We start from the raw sequence: 16,634 nt of genomic DNA, 5'->3' as shown, positions 1-16,634 counted from the left end.
TTAGCATTGCCGCCATGCCCCTCTCCTCTCTCGAGTACTCGACCGTTCCCGCCTCCGACATCGACACCGACGCCCTCGTCCTCGGCGTCGCCCCGGGACCCGACGGTCCCCGGCTCGTCGGTGCGGAGGGCTTCGAGGAGCTGGCCCCCGCGCTGAGCGCGCTCGGCGCGACCGGCGCGGCCGAGACGCTCGTGCGCGTGCCGTCCTCGGTCCGTGCCGGAGTGATCGTGCTCGTCGGACTCGGCTCGGCGGAGCCCGACGACACCGCGCTGCGGAACGCCGCGGGCGCCGCCGTCCGCCTGCTCGCGGGGTCCGCCTCCGTGGCCCTCTCCCTCCCCGCCGGCTCCGACGGCACGCTCGCCGCGGTCGCCGAGGGCGCCGCGCTCGGCTCCTACTCCTTCACCGCCTTCCGCGGCAGCACCGCCGCCGCGTCTAAGGCGCCCGTCGAGCACGTCGTCCTGCTGGGCGGCGAGTCGGCCGACCCCGCCGTCCTGGACCGGGCGCTCGTGCTCGGCCGCGCGGTCGGCACGGTGAAGGACCTCGTCAACACTCCCCCGTCGCACCTCTACCCGCAGACGCTGGCCGAGGCCGTGCAGACCGGCGCAGAGGGACTGCCCCTCGAGGTCACCGTCTGGGACGAGGAGGCCCTCGCGGAGGACGGGTTCGGCGGCATCCTCGGAGTCGGCAGCGGCTCCTCCCGCCCGCCCCGCCTCGTGAAGGTCGCCTACGCGCCCGAGGGCGCGAGCACCCACCTCGCCCTGGTCGGCAAGGGCATCACCTTCGACAGCGGCGGACTCTCGCTCAAGCCGCCGGCCGCGATGATCGGGATGAAGACCGACATGGCGGGCGCGGCGACCGTGTACGCCGTCGTGCGCGCCATCGCGGAGCTCGGCCTCCCGCTCCGCGCGACCGCCTGGCTCTGCATCGCCGAGAACCTCCCCTCCGGGACCGCGATCCGCCCGGACGACGTGCTCACCGTGCGCGGCGGGACCACGGTGGAGGTGCTGAACACCGACGCCGAGGGCCGACTGGTGCTCGCCGACGGCCTCGTCGCCGCCAGCGAGGAGCAGCCCGATGCGATCATCGACGTCGCGACGCTGACCGGCGCCTCCGTGGTCGCCCTCGGCAACCGGACCGTCGGCGCTCTGGGCGACGACGAGCTGGTCTCCCGCGTCCTCGACGCCGCCCGCGCGGCGGGAGAGCCCTTCTGGCAGATGCCCCTCCCCGCGGAGCTGCGACCGCTGCTCAACTCCGACATCGCCGACATCGCGAACGTCAAGCCGGGCAACACCGCCGGCGGCATGCTCCTCGCCGGCCACTTCCTCCGCGAGTTCGTCGGGAAGCGCGGCGAGGGCGAGGACGCAACCACGATCCCGTGGGCGCACCTCGACATCGCCGGCCCCTCGAGCAACGGAGGCGGCGGCTACGGCTTCACCGGAGCCGGCGCCACGGGGGTCTCGGTGCGCGCGCTGATCGCCCTGGCTGAGCGCTTCGCGAGCGCGTAGTAGGGTCGACGGGGCGGGAGATCCCGCCTCGTCCCCCCTCCCGATCCGCTCGGCGCTCAGCGCCGGAGCCGGTCGGCCGGGAAGCGGGACCGCACGTCGCGAGGGAGTCACTGGGTGTCGGAAGAGCGCTACGACCTGGTCGTGCTCGGAGGTGGCAGCGGCGGGTACGCGGCGGCCCTCCGGGCGACGCAGCTCGGGATGAGCGTCGCGCTCGTGGAGCGCGACAAGCTCGGCGGCACCTGCCTGCACCGCGGGTGCGTGCCCACCAAGGCCCTGCTGCACGCCGCCGAGCTGGCGGACGGCGCCCGCGAGGGAGAGAAGTACGGCGTGCTCTCGAGCTTCACCGGGATCGACATGGCGGGCGTCACGCGCTACCGCGAGGGCGTCGTCGCCGGCAAGTACAAGGGGCTCCAGAGCCTCGTGTCCTCGCGCGGCATCACGGTCGTCACGGGCGAGGGCCGCCTCACCGCGCCGGGCACCGTGACGGTCGGTGAGCACGTGCTCCACGGCGCGTCGGTCGTCGTCGCCACCGGGTCCGCCTCCCGCACCCTCCCCGGGATCGAGATCGGTGGCCGCATCCTGACGAGCGACCAGGCTCTCGAGCTCGACCACGTTCCCGCGAGCGTCGTCGTCCTGGGCGGCGGAGTGATCGGCGTCGAGTTCGCGAGCGTCTGGCGCTCGTTCGGCGCCGAGGTCACGATCGTCGAGGCCCTCCCCCACCTCGTCCCCAACGAGGACGAGAGCGTCAGCAAGCAGCTGGAGCGCGCCTTCCGCAAGCGGGGCATCGCCTTCCAGCTGGGATCCCGCGTCGCGTCGGTCTCGCAGAGCGAGGGCGGCGTCTCCGTGTCGCTCGAGAGCGGCGCCACGGTGGAGGGCGAGATCCTGCTGGTCGCCGTCGGCCGCGGCCCGGTGACCGCGGGCATCGGCCTCGAGGAGGCCGGGGTCCGCCTCGACCGCGGCTACGTGCTGACCGACGAGCGCCTGCAGACCTCCGTCCCCGGCGTGTACGCCGTGGGCGACATCGTGCCGGGGCTCCAGCTCGCGCACCGGAGCTTCCAGCAGGGGATCTTCGTCGCGGAGGAGATCGCCGGTCTGGGCCCGCAGGTCGTCTCGGACGTCAACGTCCCGAAGGTGACCTACAGCGACCCCGAAGTGGCCTCCGTCGGCCTCGGCGAGGCCCGCGCGATCGCCGAGTACGGCGCCGAGCGCGTCGCCGTGTACGACTACGGCCTCGGCGGCAACGCCCGGAGCACGATCATCGGGACCACCGGCTCCGTGAAGGTCGTGCGCCTGGTCGACGGCCCGGTCGTCGGCGTGCACATGGTCGGAGCCCGCGTCGGCGAGCTGATCGGCGAGGCTCAGCTCATCGTGAACTGGGAGGCGCACCCCGAGGATGTCGCACCCCTCGTGCACGCGCACCCCACTCAGAACGAGGCGCTCGGCGAGGCGCACCTCGCTCTGGCCGGGAAGCCGCTGCACGCCCTGTAGAACCACTGCGGTGCGGCGACCCGCCGCTTCCGCATTAGTAAGCTGGACATCGAAACACAAGCGTCTTAAGGAGACAGGCTCATGAGCGAATCCGTCAGCCTCCCGGCACTCGGAGAGAGTGTCACGGAAGGAACGGTCACCCGCTGGCTGAAGAACGTCGGGGACCGCGTCGAGGTGGACGAGCCCCTGCTCGAGGTCTCGACCGACAAGGTCGACACCGAGATCCCGTCGCCCGTCGCGGGAGTGATCGAGGAGATCCTCGTCCAGGAGGACGAGACCGTCGAGGTCGGCGCCGAGCTGGTGCGCATCGGAGACGGCTCCGGAGCCGCGTCGGCGTCCGAGCCCGAGGCTCCCGCCGAGGAGGCCCCCGAGGTCCAGGCCGCCGAGACCGAGGCCACTGACGAGGCGACCCCGTCGGTGGACGCCGAGAGCGACGCCGAGGCTCCCGCCCCGGCCGAGCCCGAGCCCGCCCCGGCCGCCGCCGCGTCGGCCCCCGCTGCCGCCGCGCCCGCCGCCTCCCCGGAGCCCACCGACTCCAACCCCGGCTACGTCACCCCGCTCGTGCGCAAGCTCGCCGGCGAGAACGGCATCGACCTCTCCACCCTCACGGGAACCGGAGTCGGCGGCCGCATCCGCAAGCAGGACGTCCTCGACGCTGTCGAGGCCGCCAAGTCGGCTCCGGCCGCCCCGGTCTCGGCGCCCTCCGCCGCAGCCGCCAAGGCCGCGCGCACCCCGCTCGAGACCTCGCCCCTCCGTGGCACCACGCAGCCGATGTCGCGCCTGCGCAAGGTCCTCGCGCAGCGCGCCGTCGAGTCGATGCAGACGAGCGCCCAGCTCACCTCGGTCATCGAGGTCGACGTCACGGCGGTCGCTCGCTTCCGCGACTCGGTCAAGAAGAGCTTCCAGGAGAAGACCGGCGCCAAGCTGTCCTTCCTCCCGTTCTTCGCCCTCGCGGCGGCCGAGGCGCTCAAGGCCTACCCGGTGATCAACTCGACCCTCGACGGCGAGTCGATCGTCTACCCGGACCACGAGAACATCAGCATCGCCGTCGACACCGAGCGCGGCCTGCTGACCCCTGTCCTCAAGAACGCGTCCGAGCTGAACCTCGCGCAGATCGCCTCCACCATCGGAGACCTGGCCGAGCGCACCCGCAACAACAAGCTGAAGCCCGACGAGCTCGCCGGCGGCACCTTCACGCTGACCAACACCGGTTCGCGCGGGGCCCTGTTCGACACTCCCGTCGTGTTCCTGCCGCAGACCGCGATCCTCGGCACCGGCATCGTCACCAAGAAGCCGGCCGTCGTGCAGGTGGACGGTGCTGACGCCATCGCGATCCGCTCGACCGTCTTCCTCGCGCTCTCGTACGACCACCGCACGGTCGACGGAGCCGACGCGGCGCGCTTCCTGGTCGCGATCAAGGAGCGCCTCGAGGAGGGCTCGTTCGAGAACGACCTCGGCATCTGACACGCTCCCCCTGAGCGCGCCTCTCACGAGGCCGCTCCGGTGTAGACGTCGCGGATGAGCCAGCCGGCCTCCGTCCTGATGATCAGGACGGAGGCCGCTGTCGTCCCCGGGGCCGTCCGGAGGTGCACGACCGCCGATGCCCCGTTCACGTCGACGAGGACGGCCGACGCCTCCCCCGTCTCCGGGACAGCGGAGGCGGGGCCGTCCGCTGCGTCGCCGAGCGGCGAGTCCGCCGTGACCAGCCCGCGGGCGCACTCCCGGTCCCCGCACGCGCGCACCGCGTCGATCAGCACCTCCGCCGCCTGCTCGGCGTCGAGCGAGGCCGCCGCGACCGGAGCCGGCGGCGCCGCGGTCGCCACAGCAGGCGGAGCCGACCGAGCCGGAACGGGCGCGGCTGCGGTCGACGCCTCCGCATCCTGCACCTGCCGACCGGGCCCGCCCGCGAGCGAACCGGCGAGCACCGCTCCCAGCACGATCGCCGTCCCGACGGAGAGCGGTCCCCGACGCCGGACGACGAACGCCCGGAGGCGGTCCTGCCAGCCGTCGAGCGGATGGACCCGCCGGTGCCGGGCAGCCGGAGCAGGCACCGCCTCCCGACCCCGTGCATCCGCGCCGGACGTCGGCAGCGCCCGCACCGCCTCGCCTATCCCCTGCGGATCAGCGAGTCCGTAGAGGTTGCCCTCCAGCGCCAGCAGGTCGCGGTGCCGCGCGAGGGCGGCGACCGGCAGCTCCGGGCAGAGCATCCCGAGGCGCTCCAGGACCCGCTGCAGCGCGTCGCGCGCCGCACGCGGGGTGTCGACGGCGGGCGTCGTCAGCAGCAGCAGCGGCCGACCCTCCTCCGTCAGGCCGATGTCGTCCGTCGTCGGAGCCAGCCATGCTCCCTCGAGCGAGGCCGACCGGACCGCGCCTACCACGGGGGCGAGGAGGGTGACCGCGGCGCCGAGTCCGATCCCCCGCTCGACCCGCAGGAACCTCTCGAGCGTGGCGACGACGGGAGGGGCGGTCGAGACGATGCACCTCCTCGGAGAGGACTCCACCCGGACGATGCGCTCGCGGTGGCGGTGCTCGGCGAGCCGAGCCACCGGCGACGCCCGCAGCGACTCGGCCTCCCGCGGCCGCATCGTCCGCTCGGCCGGCGGTGCGGCGTCCGGCGCAGGCGTCCGCCGCCTCCCCGTCCGCGCTCCGCCGATCCTCCGGCCCTGGACCGTCCCGCTGCTCGTCATGAGGCGAGCCTGACCGCAGGCCGAGGCGGAGGACGCCCGCCGATCCCGATCGGTGGAGGGATCGGCGCACGTGCCCTCTGTGGAGGAGTCGGATCCGCGTCCGGGGTCCGCCGCCGCGCTCCCGCTCGGTATCCTTGACGTCATGGCACGCAGCACGGAACCGTCGACGAAGGCGGTCAAGGAACCCGGACGTCTCAAGCAGATGTGGCAGGTGTTCCAGATGACCCGCCGCTACGACAGCAGCGCCGTCTGGATCATCCTCCTCGCGCTCCTGCTCCCGATCCTGCTCGGCGTGCTCCTCGGCATCCTGCTCGGCAACGGCAACGGCTTCGTGATCGCGCTGTGGATCATCGTGGGCGTGATGGCCGGCCTGGTCGCCGGACTCGCCGTGCTCTCGCGCCGCGCCGAGCGCGCCGCCTACGGGCAGATCGCCGGGCAGCCCGGCGCGGTCGGCGCCGTCCTGCGCAGCGGACTGCGCGGCACCTGGACCGGCGGCGAGATGCCCGTCGCCGTCAATGGCAAGACCCAGGACGCCGTCTACCGCGCCGTCGGCCGCGGAGGCGTCGTGCTGATCGCGGAGGGCCCCGCCTCCCGGACCAAGCGCATGCTCGAGGACGAGCGGCGCAAGGTGTCGCGGATCCTGCCGAACGTCCCCGTCACCTTCGTGCACGTCGGCTCCGACGCCGATGCGACTCCGCTGCACAAGGTGCCGAGCCGCCTCTCGAAGACGAAGAAGGTCCTCACCAAGGCCGAAGTCCTCGCGGTGAAGAACCGGCTCTCCTCGCTCAACACGTCGCTGCCCATCCCGAAGGGCGTCGACCCCTTCAAGGTGCGCCCTCAGCGATCGCGCTGACGCACGACGCGACAGGCCGGTCGGGATCTCTCCCGGCCGGCCTGCTTCGTCTGCTGCGCGAGTCAGTAGCGGACGAGAACCGTCCCGGCCACCTTGTCGTGGAAGCCGCGCTGGTCCGAGTCCCAGACGAGCGCCGGCACCAGCACGGCCAGCAGCACAGAGCGCACGATCGGGCGCCACACGCCGACCCAGCCCCCGCCGAGACGGATGACGCGCATCCCGAGCAGGCGGTGCCCGATGCTGCCGCCGATGGTGGGGATGAAGACGACCTGCAGCAGGACGAACAGCAGCAGGCTCGCCCAGCGGTCGTAGTCGAAGAACGCGAGCGACAGCAGAGCGGCGACGGCGAAGTCGACGGCCAGGGCGGCGATGCGGCGACCGGACCGTCCGACCGAGAGGCGGCCCTCTCGTGGGAGGCCGAGACGCTCCCCCGGGTACGAGCTCGGGGCGGCGTCGGCGAAGGTCCTGCGGTCGGCGGCTGGCATCCTCCGATCCTATCCGCGGCGTCTCGGAGCGGACCGAGGAGCGAGTGGTCCGGCAGACGACGTGGAGCCCGACCCCGGACGGGCCCCGTAACATGTCGGAAACAACAGGGACACGGTGGGGAAACCCCCCGTCACTACCCTGGAACGGCTGCGCTCTGCAGCTCCCCGTTACGCCATTGGAGACCTTTGCATGTTTAAAGATTCTTCCGAGGTGCTCTCGTTCATCAAGGACACGGACGTCAAGTTCCTCGACATCCGGTTCACCGATCTCCCCGGTGTCCAGCAGCACTTCAACATCCCCGCCTCGACTGTCGATGAGGAGTTCTTCTCCGTCGGTCAGCTCTTCGACGGGTCCTCGATCCGCGGATTCGCGAACATCCACGAATCGGACATGCAGCTGATCCCTGACGTGACCACCGCCTACGTGGACCCGTTCCGCGTCGAGCGCACGCTGATTCTCGTCTTCGACATCTACAACCCGCGCAACGGCGAGATCTACTCCAAGGACCCGCGCCAGGTCGCGAAGAAGGCCGAGAAGTACCTCGCGTCGACCGGCATCGCCGACACCGCGTTCTTCGCCCCCGAGGCGGAGTTCTACATCTTCGACGACGTCCGCTACGAGATCACGCAGAACTCCGCGTTCCACTCCGTCGACTCGGTCGAGGGCGCCTGGAACTCGGGACGCGTCGAGGAGGGCGGCAACCTCGGCAACAAGACGCCCTACAAGGGCGGCTACTTCCCGGTGAGCCCCGTCGACAAGCAGGCCGACCTCCGCGACGACATCTGCCTCAAGCTGATCGACGCCGGCCTCATCCTCGAGCGCTCGCACCACGAGGTGGGCACCGGCGGCCAGGCCGAGATCAACTACCGCTTCGACACGATGGTCCACGCGGCGGACGACATCCTGAAGTTCAAGTACATCGTCAAGAACACGGCCGAGCAGTGGGGCAAGACCGCCACGTTCATGCCGAAGCCGCTCTTCGGCGACAACGGCTCGGGCATGCACACCCACCAGTCGCTGTGGAACGACGGCACGCCGCTCTTCTACGACGAGAACGGCTACGGCGGTCTCTCGGACCTCGCGCGCTGGTACATCGGCGGCCTGCTCAAGCACGCTCCCGCCGTCCTCGCGTTCACGAACCCGACGGTCAACTCGTACCACCGCCTGATCCCGGGCTTCGAGGCGCCGGTCAACCTGGTCTACTCGGCCGGCAACCGCTCCGCGTCCATCCGCATCCCGATCACCGGCACGAACCCGAAGGCCAAGCGCATCGAGTTCCGTGCGCCCGACGCCTCCGGCAACCCGTACCTCGCGTTCGCCGCCCAGCTGATGGCGGGCCTCGACGGCATCAAGAACCGCATCGAGCCGCACGAGCCGGTCGACAAGGACCTCTACGAGCTGCCCCCCGAGGAGGCGAAGCTCATCCCGCAGGTCCCCGCGACCCTGGGCGAGGCGCTCGACGCCCTCGAGGCCGACCACGACTTCCTCCTCCAGGGCGGCGTGTTCACTCAGGAGCTCATCGACACCTGGATCGAGTACAAGCGCGAGAAGGAGATCAAGCCCCTCGCGCAGCGTCCTCACCCGTTCGAGTTCGAGCTGTACTACGGGGTCTGATCCCGCAGCACTGCCGAAGGGCCGTTCCTCCTCGGAGGGGCGGCCCTTCGCCGTCCCCGGCGCGCGGGTGTCAGCGGTAGGAGGGAGCGTCTCCCGCGGCCGGCCCGTAGAACAGGCGCTCGAAGACCGCGCGTGAGCGGCGGGTCACGCCGAGGTAGTCGTCCTCGAGCGCCGTCGCGGACCCGGCCGGGTACTCCAGCAGGCGCGCGACGCCCTCGAGCTGCCGGCGGTCGGTCGGGAGGACGTCGCTGGTGCGGTTGCCCCAGAGCGTGGTGCCCGAGCGGACACGGGACGCGAGGATCCACGCGGCACGCAGCCGCTCCGCGTCCTGCGGGCCGACCATGCCCTCCTCCTCCGCGACCGCGAGGGCGGTGAGGGTCGAGGTGGTCCGCAGCGCCGGGGTCCGCCGCGCGTGCTGCAGCTGGAGGAGCTGCACCAGCCACTCGACGTCGCTCAGCGATCCACGGCCGAGCTTGAGGTGACGGCGGGGGTCGGCGCCCTGCGGCAGACGCTCGCTCTCGACCCGTGCCTTGATCCGCTTCACCTCGCGGATGTCGCGGTCGGAGACCGCTCCCGGGTAGCGGACCCCGTCAGCCAGCTCCTCGAAGTCCTCGATGAGCGCCTGGTCCCCCGCCACTCCCCGCGCCCGGAGCAGCGCCTGCGCCTCCCAGGTCAGCGACCAGCGGGCGTAGTAGGCGCGGTAGGAGTCGAGGGAGCGCACGAGGGGCCCGTTCTTGCCCTCGGGCCGCAGGTCGGCGTCGAGGTCGAGCGGCAGGCGGGAGTCCTCCGTGAGCCGGACCAGCTCGGCGACGACGAACTGCGAGTAGAGCTGGGCCTGGTGCGGCTCGGCGGTGCCGGGTCGCTGGACGTACATCACGTCGGCGTCGGAGCCGAAGCCCAGCTCCGCTCCCCCGTACCGGCCCATGCCGATGATCGCGAACTCCGCGTCGGCGCCGGGCCGGGTCGCACTGCCGCGCCGGATGGCGGCGAGCACGCCGCCCAGCAGTGCGCTGATGATGTCGGTGAGGCTGGTCGCGATCTCCTCGATCGAGCTGAGACCGAGCACGCCCCCCATGGCGGTCCGCAGCACCTCGCGCCGGCGCATCGAGCGGAGGACTGAGGCGACCGCGTCGGGCGTCTCGTGCCGGGCGAGCACGGCGCGCACCTCCTCGGCGAGCTGGGCGGCGCTACGGGGGCGGAGGGCGTCGTCGTCCTCGAGCCAGGCCGCCGACTCCGGGATGCGGTCGAGCAGCTCGCCGACGAAGCGCGATCCGGAGAGCACCGTGGTGAGCCGCTTGGCGGCTCCGGACGAGTCGCGCAGCATCCGGAGGAACCAGGGCGTCCCGCCCAGTGCGTCGCTGAGGCGCCGGAACGCGAGCAGGCCGTAGTCGGGGTCCGGTCCGTCGGCGAACCACTGCAGCATCACCGGCACGAGGTGGCGCTGGATGCTCGCGCGACGCGAGACGCCCGAGGTCATCGCGGCGATGTGGCCGAGCGCCCCGCGGGCATCCGCGAAGCCGATGGCGGCGAGGCGCGCCTCCGCCTGGCCGGTGGACAGCTCGGCGCCGCCGTCGGAGAGCGCGGCGACCGCGGAGAGCAGCGGACGGTAGAACAGGCGCTCGTGCAGGCCCCGGACGCGGTGCTTGATCCCGTTCCAGACGCTCAGCAGCTCCTCCGCCGTGCGGGCGAGCCCGCTGGAGCGGGCGAGGGTCCGCAGCTCGTGCTCGTCCCGCGGCATCAGGTGCGTGCGTCGCAGGCGCCGCAGCTGGAGGCGGTGCTCGAGCAGCCGGAGTGCTCGGTAGTCCTGCGCGAACTCCTCCGCGGCGGAGCGGCCGATGTACCCGCGGTCGGCGAGGGCGCCCAGGGCGAGGAGGGTCCCGGGCATGCGGATCTCGTCGTCGGTCTGCCCGTGGACGAGCTGGAGCAGCTGCACCGTGAACTCGATGTCGCGCAGGCCGCCGGGCCCGAGCTTGATCTGGTAGTGGACGTCGTTCTGCGGGATGTTCTCGGTGACCCGCTCCCGCATCCGCTGCACCGACTCGACGAAGTTCTTGCGGGAGGCGCTCGACCAGACCTTGGGCGCGACCGCGTCGACGTACGCCCGCCCCAGCTCCTGGTCGCCGGCGAGCGGGCGCGCCTTGAGCAGCGCCTGGAACTCCCAGCTCTTCGCCCACCGGTCGTAGTAGGTGATGTGCGACTCGAGGGTGCGCACGAGCGCGCCCTGCTTGCCCTCCGGGCGCAGGTTCGGGTCGACCTCCCAGAGCTCCGGCTCCATCGCCAGCGCAGAGGTCCCGCGCATGAGGAGCACGGCGAGCCGGGTGGCGACGTCGATCGCACGGGCGTTCGTCAGCTCCTTCTCCGGGTCGCCCTCGGCGACGAAGATCACGTCGACGTCGCTGACGTAGTTGAGCTCGGACGCTCCCGCCTTGCCCATGCCGATGACGGCGAAGCGGGTGGCGGCGACCTCGTCGCGGCCGAAGCGACCCGGGCCCGCGCCCTCGACCAGCTCGGTCCGCGCCACGGCGAGGGACGCCTCCAGCGCGGCTCCGGCGAGGTCGGCCAGCGCCCTCGTCACCCGGTCGATCGCCGCGACGGGGTCGGCCTGGCTCAGGTCGTGGACGACGATCCTGGTGAGGAGGCGGCGGTACCGCACGCGCAACGCCGTCCAGCCCGCCTCCTCCCGGAGCGACGAGAAGCCGTCGACGGCGCCGACCGACTCGAGCAACTCGGCCTTCATCTCGGCGCGCCCGGGGAGCGTGCGCACCGGCTCGAGCACGCTGGCCAGCTCGTCGGGCCGGCGCTGGAGGAAGTCGGCGAGGCCGGAGGAGGCCCCCACCACCAGAAGCAGCCGGGTCAGGGCCTCGTCGTCGGCGAGGACCGCGTCCATGCTGTCGCGGTGCCGTCGCAGCAGGTCGATCAGAGCGAGCAGCGCCTCGTCCGGGTCCGCCACCCGGGCGAAGGAGGGCAGCACCGACTCGAGCTGCCGCCCGGCCAGCTCCTCCGCCTCGGCCAGCCGTGCCCCGGTCTCGCCGAGCGCGGCGAAGCCGAGGCGTGCGACATCGCGGAGGGAGCGTTCGCGGGGCATGGCCGAGGCGTCAGAGCATCTCGAGATTGCTGCGCAGCTCGTACGGCGTGACCTGGGCGCGGTACTCGGCCCAGTCCTTCCGCTTGTTGAGCAGCACGAAGTTGAACACCTGCTCGCCCAGCGTCTCGGCCACGAGCTCGGACTCCTCCATCAGCGAGATGGCGCGGTCGAGGCTGGCGGGCAGAGCGCCGTAGCCGAGCGCCCGGCGCTCCGCGTCCGAGAGGGCCCACACGTTGTCCTCGGCCTCGGCCGGGAGCTCGTAGCCCTCCTCGATGCCCTTGAGCCCGGCCGCTAGGAGCAGCGAGTACGCCAGGTAGGGGTTCGCCGCGGAGTCCAGCGCCCGGTACTCGATGCGCGACGACTGCCCCTTGTTGGGCTTGTAGAGCGGAACGCGCACGAGGGCGGACCGGTTGTTGTGGCCCCACGAGACGTAGCTGGGCGCCTCGTCGCCACCCCAGAGCCGCTTGTAGGAGTTGACGAACTGGTTCGTCACGGCGGTGATCTCGGGGGCGTGCTTCAGCAGCCCGGCGATGAACTGGCGGCCGAGCTTCGAGAGCTGGTACTGGGCGCCCTGCTCGTAGAACACGTTCACGTCGCCCTCGAAGAGCGAGAGGTGCGTGTGCATGCCCGAGCCGGGGTGCCCGGAGAGCGGCTTCGGCATGAACGTCGCGTAGACGCCCTGCTCGATCGCCACCTCCTTGATCACGGTGCGGAAGGTCATGATGTTGTCGGCCGTGGTGAGCGCGTCCGCGTAGCGGAGGTCGATCTCGTTCTGGCCGGGGCCCGCCTCGTGGTGGCTGAACTCGACCGAGATGCCCAGATCCTCCAGCATGCGCACGGAGCGGCGGCGGAAGTCGTGCGCCGTGCCTCCGGGGACGTTGTCGAAGTACCCGGCGGAGTCGACCGGCTCCGGACCCTCGGCGCCGAAGGACGACGACTTGAGGAGGTAGAACTCGATCTCGGGGTGCGTGTAGAAGGTGAACCCGCGCTCGGCCGCCTTCGCCAGCGTGCGCTTGAGCACGTTGCGCGGGTCGGCGACGGCGGGCTGGCCGTCCGGCGTGGTGATGTCGCAGAACATTCGCGCCGTCGGGTCGATCTCTCCGCGCCACGGGAGGATCTGGAAGGTCGACGGATCCGGATGCGCGAGGACGTCGGCCTCGAAGGAGCGGGTGAGGCCCTCGATGGCGGAGCCGTCGAAGCCGAGCCCCTCCGCGAACGCGCCCTCCACCTCGGCCGGCGCGATCGCGACCGACTTCAGCGTGCCGACGACGTCGGTGAACCAGAGGCGAACGAATTTGATCCCTCGCTCTTCAATGGTGCGAAGAACGAAGTCCCGTTGCTTGTCCATCCAGACCCCTCCTGTTTCGACCCTCAGGCTACTGCCTCCGACCGGGGCCCGCGGGGCGCCCGAGGCGCGCCGTAGACTGGCGCCCATGTCAGCGCAGCCCGTGAAACGCGTTCGAACCCGCCACTTCCAGAACGCGAAGGACTCCGGTGTCCGCATCACCGGGCTGACCAGCTACGACCAGCTGACGGCGAAGATCTTCGACGACGCCGGGATCGACTTCCTCCTCGTGGGCGACTCCGCCGGCAACACGGTGCTCGGCTACGACACCACTCTGCCCGTCACCGTCGACGAGCTCATCCCGCTGGCGCGTGCCGTCGCCGGAGCCGTCGAGCGCGCCTTCGTCGTCGCCGACATGCCCTTCGGCTCCTACGAGTCGGGTGCCGACGACGCGCTGCACACGGCGTTCCGCTTCATGAAGGAGACGCACGCGCACGCGGTGAAGCTCGAGGGCGGGGTCCGCTCCGCTGAGCAGATCCGGCGCATCGTCGAGGCGGGCATCCCCGTGATGGCGCACATCGGCTTCACGCCGCAGAGCGAGCACGGGCTCGGCGGCCACATGGTCCAGGGGCGCGGCGAGGGCATCGAGCAGCTGCTCGCCGACGCGCGAGCCGTCCAGGAGGCCGGGGCGTTCGCCGTCGTCCTCGAGATGGTGCCCGCGGACGCGGCACGTCAGGTGACGGAGGAGCTGCGCATCCCGACGATCGGAGTCGGAGCGGGACCGCACGTCGACGGACAGCTGCTCGTGTGGACGGACTTCGCCGGATTCACCACCGGCCGCATCCCCCGCTTCGTGAAGCAGTACGCGGATCTGCGCGGCGTGCTCACCGGAGCGGTCACCGCGTACCGGGACGACGTGGAGTCCGGCGCCTACCCCGGCGCCGAGCACAGCTACGAGTAGCCGCGGTCAGCGGTCCTCTGCGGCGTCCTCCTCGGCCCATTTGCGGCTGTTCTCGTGCAGCCGCTCGAGGGCGTGCTCCGCCTCCTCGCGAGAGGAGAAGGGCCCCACCCGGTCGACGGAGGGGGACACGAATCCCTGCTCCACCGTGCCGGCCTTGAGGTTGTACCACCAGGAGTTCGCGTCGCCGTCAGCCATGCCGCGATCCTACGCCGCAGCCCGCGTCGGTCCGCACCCCCGCCCTTCGCTAGCATGGCCGCTATGACTGCTGCGGCGACCGCCATCGGGATCGACATCGGGGGAACGGGCATCAAGGGGGCCTCGGTGGACCTGGCCGCGGGCACCCTGCTCAGCGACCGGATGAAGCTCGCCACTCCCCCGGGCGGCACGCCGAAGGACATCGTCGCCACCGTCCAGCAGATCCTCGAGAAGATCCCGGACCTGCCCTCGGACACCCCGGTCGGCATCTGCTTCCCCGCCGTCGTCGTCCACGGACGGACGATGTCGGCGGCGAACGTGTCGGACGAGTGGATCGGCCTCGAGGCCGAGAAGCTCTTCGAGGACGCGGTCGGCCGGAACATCTTCTTCGTCAACGACGCCGACGCGGCGGGCTACGCCGAGTCGCGCTTCGGAGCGGCGAAGGACAAGGAGGGCCTGGTCATCATGACCACCCTCGGCACCGGCATCGGGACGGCGCAGATCCACGACGGGATCCTCATCCCCAACGCCGAGCTCGGCCACCTCGAGATCCACGGCGGCGACTACGAGAAGAAGGCCTCGTTCGCCGCCAAGGAGCGCGACGACCTCGACTACAAGCACTGGGCGAAGCGCCTGCAGCGCTACTACTCCCACCTCGAGGCGCTGCTCTGGCCCGATCTCTTCATCGTCGGCGGCGGCATCTCCAAGCACCACGACGAGTTCCTCCCGCTGCTCGACCTGCGCACCCCGATCATCCCGGCGGCGCTCCGCAACAACGCCGGCATCCTCGGCGCGGCCGCGCTCGCAGGGCGGGGCTGAGTCTTTTTCCTCGGCGGTCCCCGCCCGCCGAGGCGCGGTCGGCCTCGGGAGGTGACGCGTTCCGGGGAGCGGGGTGCGGACGGCTACGGCGAAACGCCGGCACGCGCTTCGCCGGTTCGCCTGGTGCGTGGCGCCATGGCGGACGGACGCGATCAGACTTTCAGGGTTCAGCGGTCGCGGTGAGCCAGGACGGGGGCGGGGGCACCTGGTCCTCGGCGGTCGATCCGCAGCGGCGCCTCAGGACCGTCCTCCGGGATCGGCGCCTGCCGGACGTCGTGCTGCACCGCTTCGTCCGCAGGAGGCAGCGCGAGAGATGAACCGCGCCAGTCCTGTCGAGTGGCGGCGCAAGGATGTATCGAGACCCCGGAACCGCCACGGCAGGCCGTCGCGCTGCCTGCGGGCGGGAGCGCGAGCTCGGCGACCGGCGGAGACGCGAGATGCCCCGCCGGGGCGGGGCATCTCGTGGCGAAGGGGTCGGCTGATACGCCGGGTTCTGTTCACGCCGCGCCTCTCGGCGGGCGCTGGACGGCCATCTCTCTCGGAGCCACGTCGCCGTGACCCTCCAGCGGTCTACCCGAGGACCCGACGAGCAGCCGCATCGTCCTCTGTCTGACCTTGCTCCGGGCGAGGTTTACCGAGCGGACCGGATCACTCCGGCCCCTGGTGGTCTCTTACACCACCGTTTCACCCTTACCGCCGGCCGGAGCCGACGGCGGTCTGTTCTCTGTGGCACTGTCTCGCGGGTCGCCCCGGGTGGGTGTTGCCCACCGCCCTGCTCTGCGGAGCCCGGACGTTCCTCGGCACCACGGCTCTCGCCGCGGTGACGCGACCGTCTTGCCGGCCCGTTCGCCCGTCCAGTGTACGGCTCAGGCGAGGGTGGACTCCTCGCCGCGCACCAGGATGCAGCCGCTGTCGGGGCAGAGGACGACCTCGTCGGGAGCGGAGGCGCGGATCCAGGAGAGGTCCGACTCGGTGAGGGCCACGCCGCTCCCCTCCGACACCTTCCCACGGAGGAGGGCCGCGCCGACCCCGTAGCGGGCGCGCTGCTTCTCGTACAGCTCGACCAGGTCCTCCGGAAGCGTCGTCACCAGGTCGGCGCGGTCCCGGGCGAGCGCCTCCTGCTTGTCGCGGAGCTTCTCGGCCTGCGCGTCGCGCTCCTCGGCGAGGGTCCCGAGCGAGGCGACGACCTCGTCGCGCTCGGCCTGAGCCGCGGCGACCTCGGACTCGATGCCCTCGATCCGCTCCATCAGGGTCAGCTCGATGTCCTCGAGGTCTCCCCGTCGCTTCACGAGGGAGGTGATCTCGCTCTCGAGCGCGGCGATGTCCTTGGCCGCGGATGCGGTCTGCAGGCGGTCGCGATCGCGGGTGAGCCGCTTCTCGACCACGCTGACGTCGGACTCGATGCGCCCGAGCTCGGTGCGCACGTCCTCGAGGCGCCCTGTGCGCTCGGCGAGGGAGCGGCGGGTCTCGTTGTCGCGGGCCTGCATCGCCTGGATCCGCGCGATCTGCGGGAGCGTCGCGAGGGCGTGGCGCAGCTGCGCGCCCCTCGTGTCCAGACTCGCCAGAGTCAGGAGTTCGCGCTGGTGTGCGGGGCTGGCTTTCACGTGGCGGTCCTCGTTCCCGGCGCGCAGTACGGGCGCGCCGCGTCCATTCTCC

General features: G+C 71.7%; 13 protein-coding genes and 1 other RNA gene. 7 read left to right on the top strand and 7 right to left on the bottom strand.

The window, feature by feature from the left end; all coding sequences use genetic code 11:
* Nucleotides 1-14 precede the first annotated feature (14 nt).
* The 3 genes from C5C55_RS00765 to sucB all read left to right on the top strand — a co-directional run bounded on the left by C5C55_RS00765 (nt 15) and on the right by sucB (nt 4,457).
* Entirely contained in the window at nt 15-1,505 is a 1,491-nt protein-coding gene (locus tag C5C55_RS00765) for a leucyl aminopeptidase (protein ID WP_104232558.1), read from the top strand.
* Nucleotides 1,506-1,619: 114 nt separating this feature from the next.
* Nucleotides 1,620-2,993, top strand: coding sequence for a dihydrolipoyl dehydrogenase (gene lpdA / locus C5C55_RS00760; protein ID WP_104232557.1), 1,374 nt, complete (start codon nt 1,620-1,622; stop codon nt 2,991-2,993).
* An 81-nt stretch (nt 2,994-3,074) separates the two neighbouring features.
* Nucleotides 3,075-4,457 carry a 2-oxoglutarate dehydrogenase, E2 component, dihydrolipoamide succinyltransferase gene (gene sucB / locus C5C55_RS00755; RefSeq protein ID WP_104232556.1) on the top strand — a complete coding sequence of 461 codons (1,383 nt, stop codon included), beginning with the start codon at nt 3,075-3,077 and terminating at the stop codon, nt 4,455-4,457.
* 23 nt (nt 4,458-4,480) lie between these two features.
* On the opposite strand, the gene C5C55_RS00750 is transcribed toward sucB, so the two are convergent.
* Nucleotides 4,481-5,680, bottom strand: a complete 1,200-nt coding sequence (locus tag C5C55_RS00750) for a hypothetical protein (RefSeq protein WP_146080868.1) — start codon at nt 5,678-5,680, stop codon at nt 4,481-4,483.
* A gap of 142 nt (nt 5,681-5,822) precedes the next feature.
* On the opposite strand from C5C55_RS00750, the gene C5C55_RS00740 reads away from it, so the two are divergent.
* Nucleotides 5,823-6,533, top strand: coding sequence for a DUF4191 domain-containing protein (locus C5C55_RS00740; RefSeq protein WP_104223728.1), 711 nt, complete (start codon nt 5,823-5,825; stop codon nt 6,531-6,533).
* A 62-nt stretch (nt 6,534-6,595) separates the two neighbouring features.
* On the opposite strand, the gene C5C55_RS00735 is transcribed toward C5C55_RS00740, so the two are convergent.
* Entirely contained in the window at nt 6,596-7,018 is a 423-nt protein-coding gene (locus C5C55_RS00735; protein ID WP_104223667.1) for an RDD family protein, read from the bottom strand.
* Between the two features lie 190 nt (nt 7,019-7,208).
* Between C5C55_RS00735 and glnA the strand changes: the two genes are divergently transcribed.
* Entirely contained in the window at nt 7,209-8,633 is a 1,425-nt protein-coding gene (gene glnA / locus C5C55_RS00730) for a type I glutamate--ammonia ligase (RefSeq protein ID WP_104223668.1), read from the top strand.
* Between the two features lie 70 nt (nt 8,634-8,703).
* Here the strand turns inward: glnA and C5C55_RS00725 are convergent, their stop codons facing one another.
* Both C5C55_RS00725 and C5C55_RS00720 read right to left on the bottom strand, forming a co-directional pair.
* Entirely contained in the window at nt 8,704-11,718 is a 3,015-nt protein-coding gene (locus tag C5C55_RS00725) for a bifunctional [glutamine synthetase] adenylyltransferase/[glutamine synthetase]-adenylyl-L-tyrosine phosphorylase (protein WP_104232553.1), read from the bottom strand.
* 10 nt (nt 11,719-11,728) lie between these two features.
* Entirely contained in the window at nt 11,729-13,066 is a 1,338-nt protein-coding gene (locus tag C5C55_RS00720) for a glutamine synthetase family protein (protein WP_068253236.1), read from the bottom strand.
* A gap of 85 nt (nt 13,067-13,151) precedes the next feature.
* Between C5C55_RS00720 and panB the strand changes: the two genes are divergently transcribed.
* Nucleotides 13,152-13,964: a 3-methyl-2-oxobutanoate hydroxymethyltransferase gene (panB, locus tag C5C55_RS00715; protein WP_104226711.1), complete on the top strand. Its 813-nt coding sequence runs from the start codon at nt 13,152-13,154 to the stop codon at nt 13,962-13,964.
* Nucleotides 13,965-13,970: 6 nt separating this feature from the next.
* Here the strand turns inward: panB and C5C55_RS00710 are convergent, their stop codons facing one another.
* Complete coding sequence (locus C5C55_RS00710) at nt 13,971-14,159, bottom strand: SPOR domain-containing protein (protein WP_104223671.1); 189 nt, start codon at nt 14,157-14,159, stop codon at nt 13,971-13,973.
* A 63-nt stretch (nt 14,160-14,222) separates the two neighbouring features.
* On the opposite strand from C5C55_RS00710, the gene ppgK reads away from it, so the two are divergent.
* A complete protein-coding gene (gene ppgK / locus C5C55_RS00705; RefSeq protein WP_104232552.1) occupies nt 14,223-14,978 on the top strand; it encodes a polyphosphate--glucose phosphotransferase in 756 nt (251 codons plus the stop codon).
* Nucleotides 14,979-15,444: 466 nt separating this feature from the next.
* Here ppgK and rnpB read toward each other — a convergent pair.
* Both rnpB and C5C55_RS00695 read right to left on the bottom strand, forming a co-directional pair.
* An RNA gene (rnpB, locus tag C5C55_RS00700) (RNase P RNA component class A) lies at nt 15,445-15,823 on the bottom strand.
* Between the two features lie 21 nt (nt 15,824-15,844).
* Complete coding sequence (locus C5C55_RS00695) at nt 15,845-16,582, bottom strand: zinc ribbon domain-containing protein (protein WP_104226713.1); 738 nt, start codon at nt 16,580-16,582, stop codon at nt 15,845-15,847.
* Between the last annotated feature and the right edge of the window lie 52 nt (nt 16,583-16,634).

Source organism: Rathayibacter sp. AY1C2 (assembly GCF_002931195.1).
In the GTDB taxonomy this organism is placed as follows: domain Bacteria; phylum Actinomycetota; class Actinomycetes; order Actinomycetales; family Microbacteriaceae; genus Rathayibacter.
Note: the sequence above shows the minus strand (reverse complement) of the source record. Positions and strands in the feature narration are given on the sequence as shown.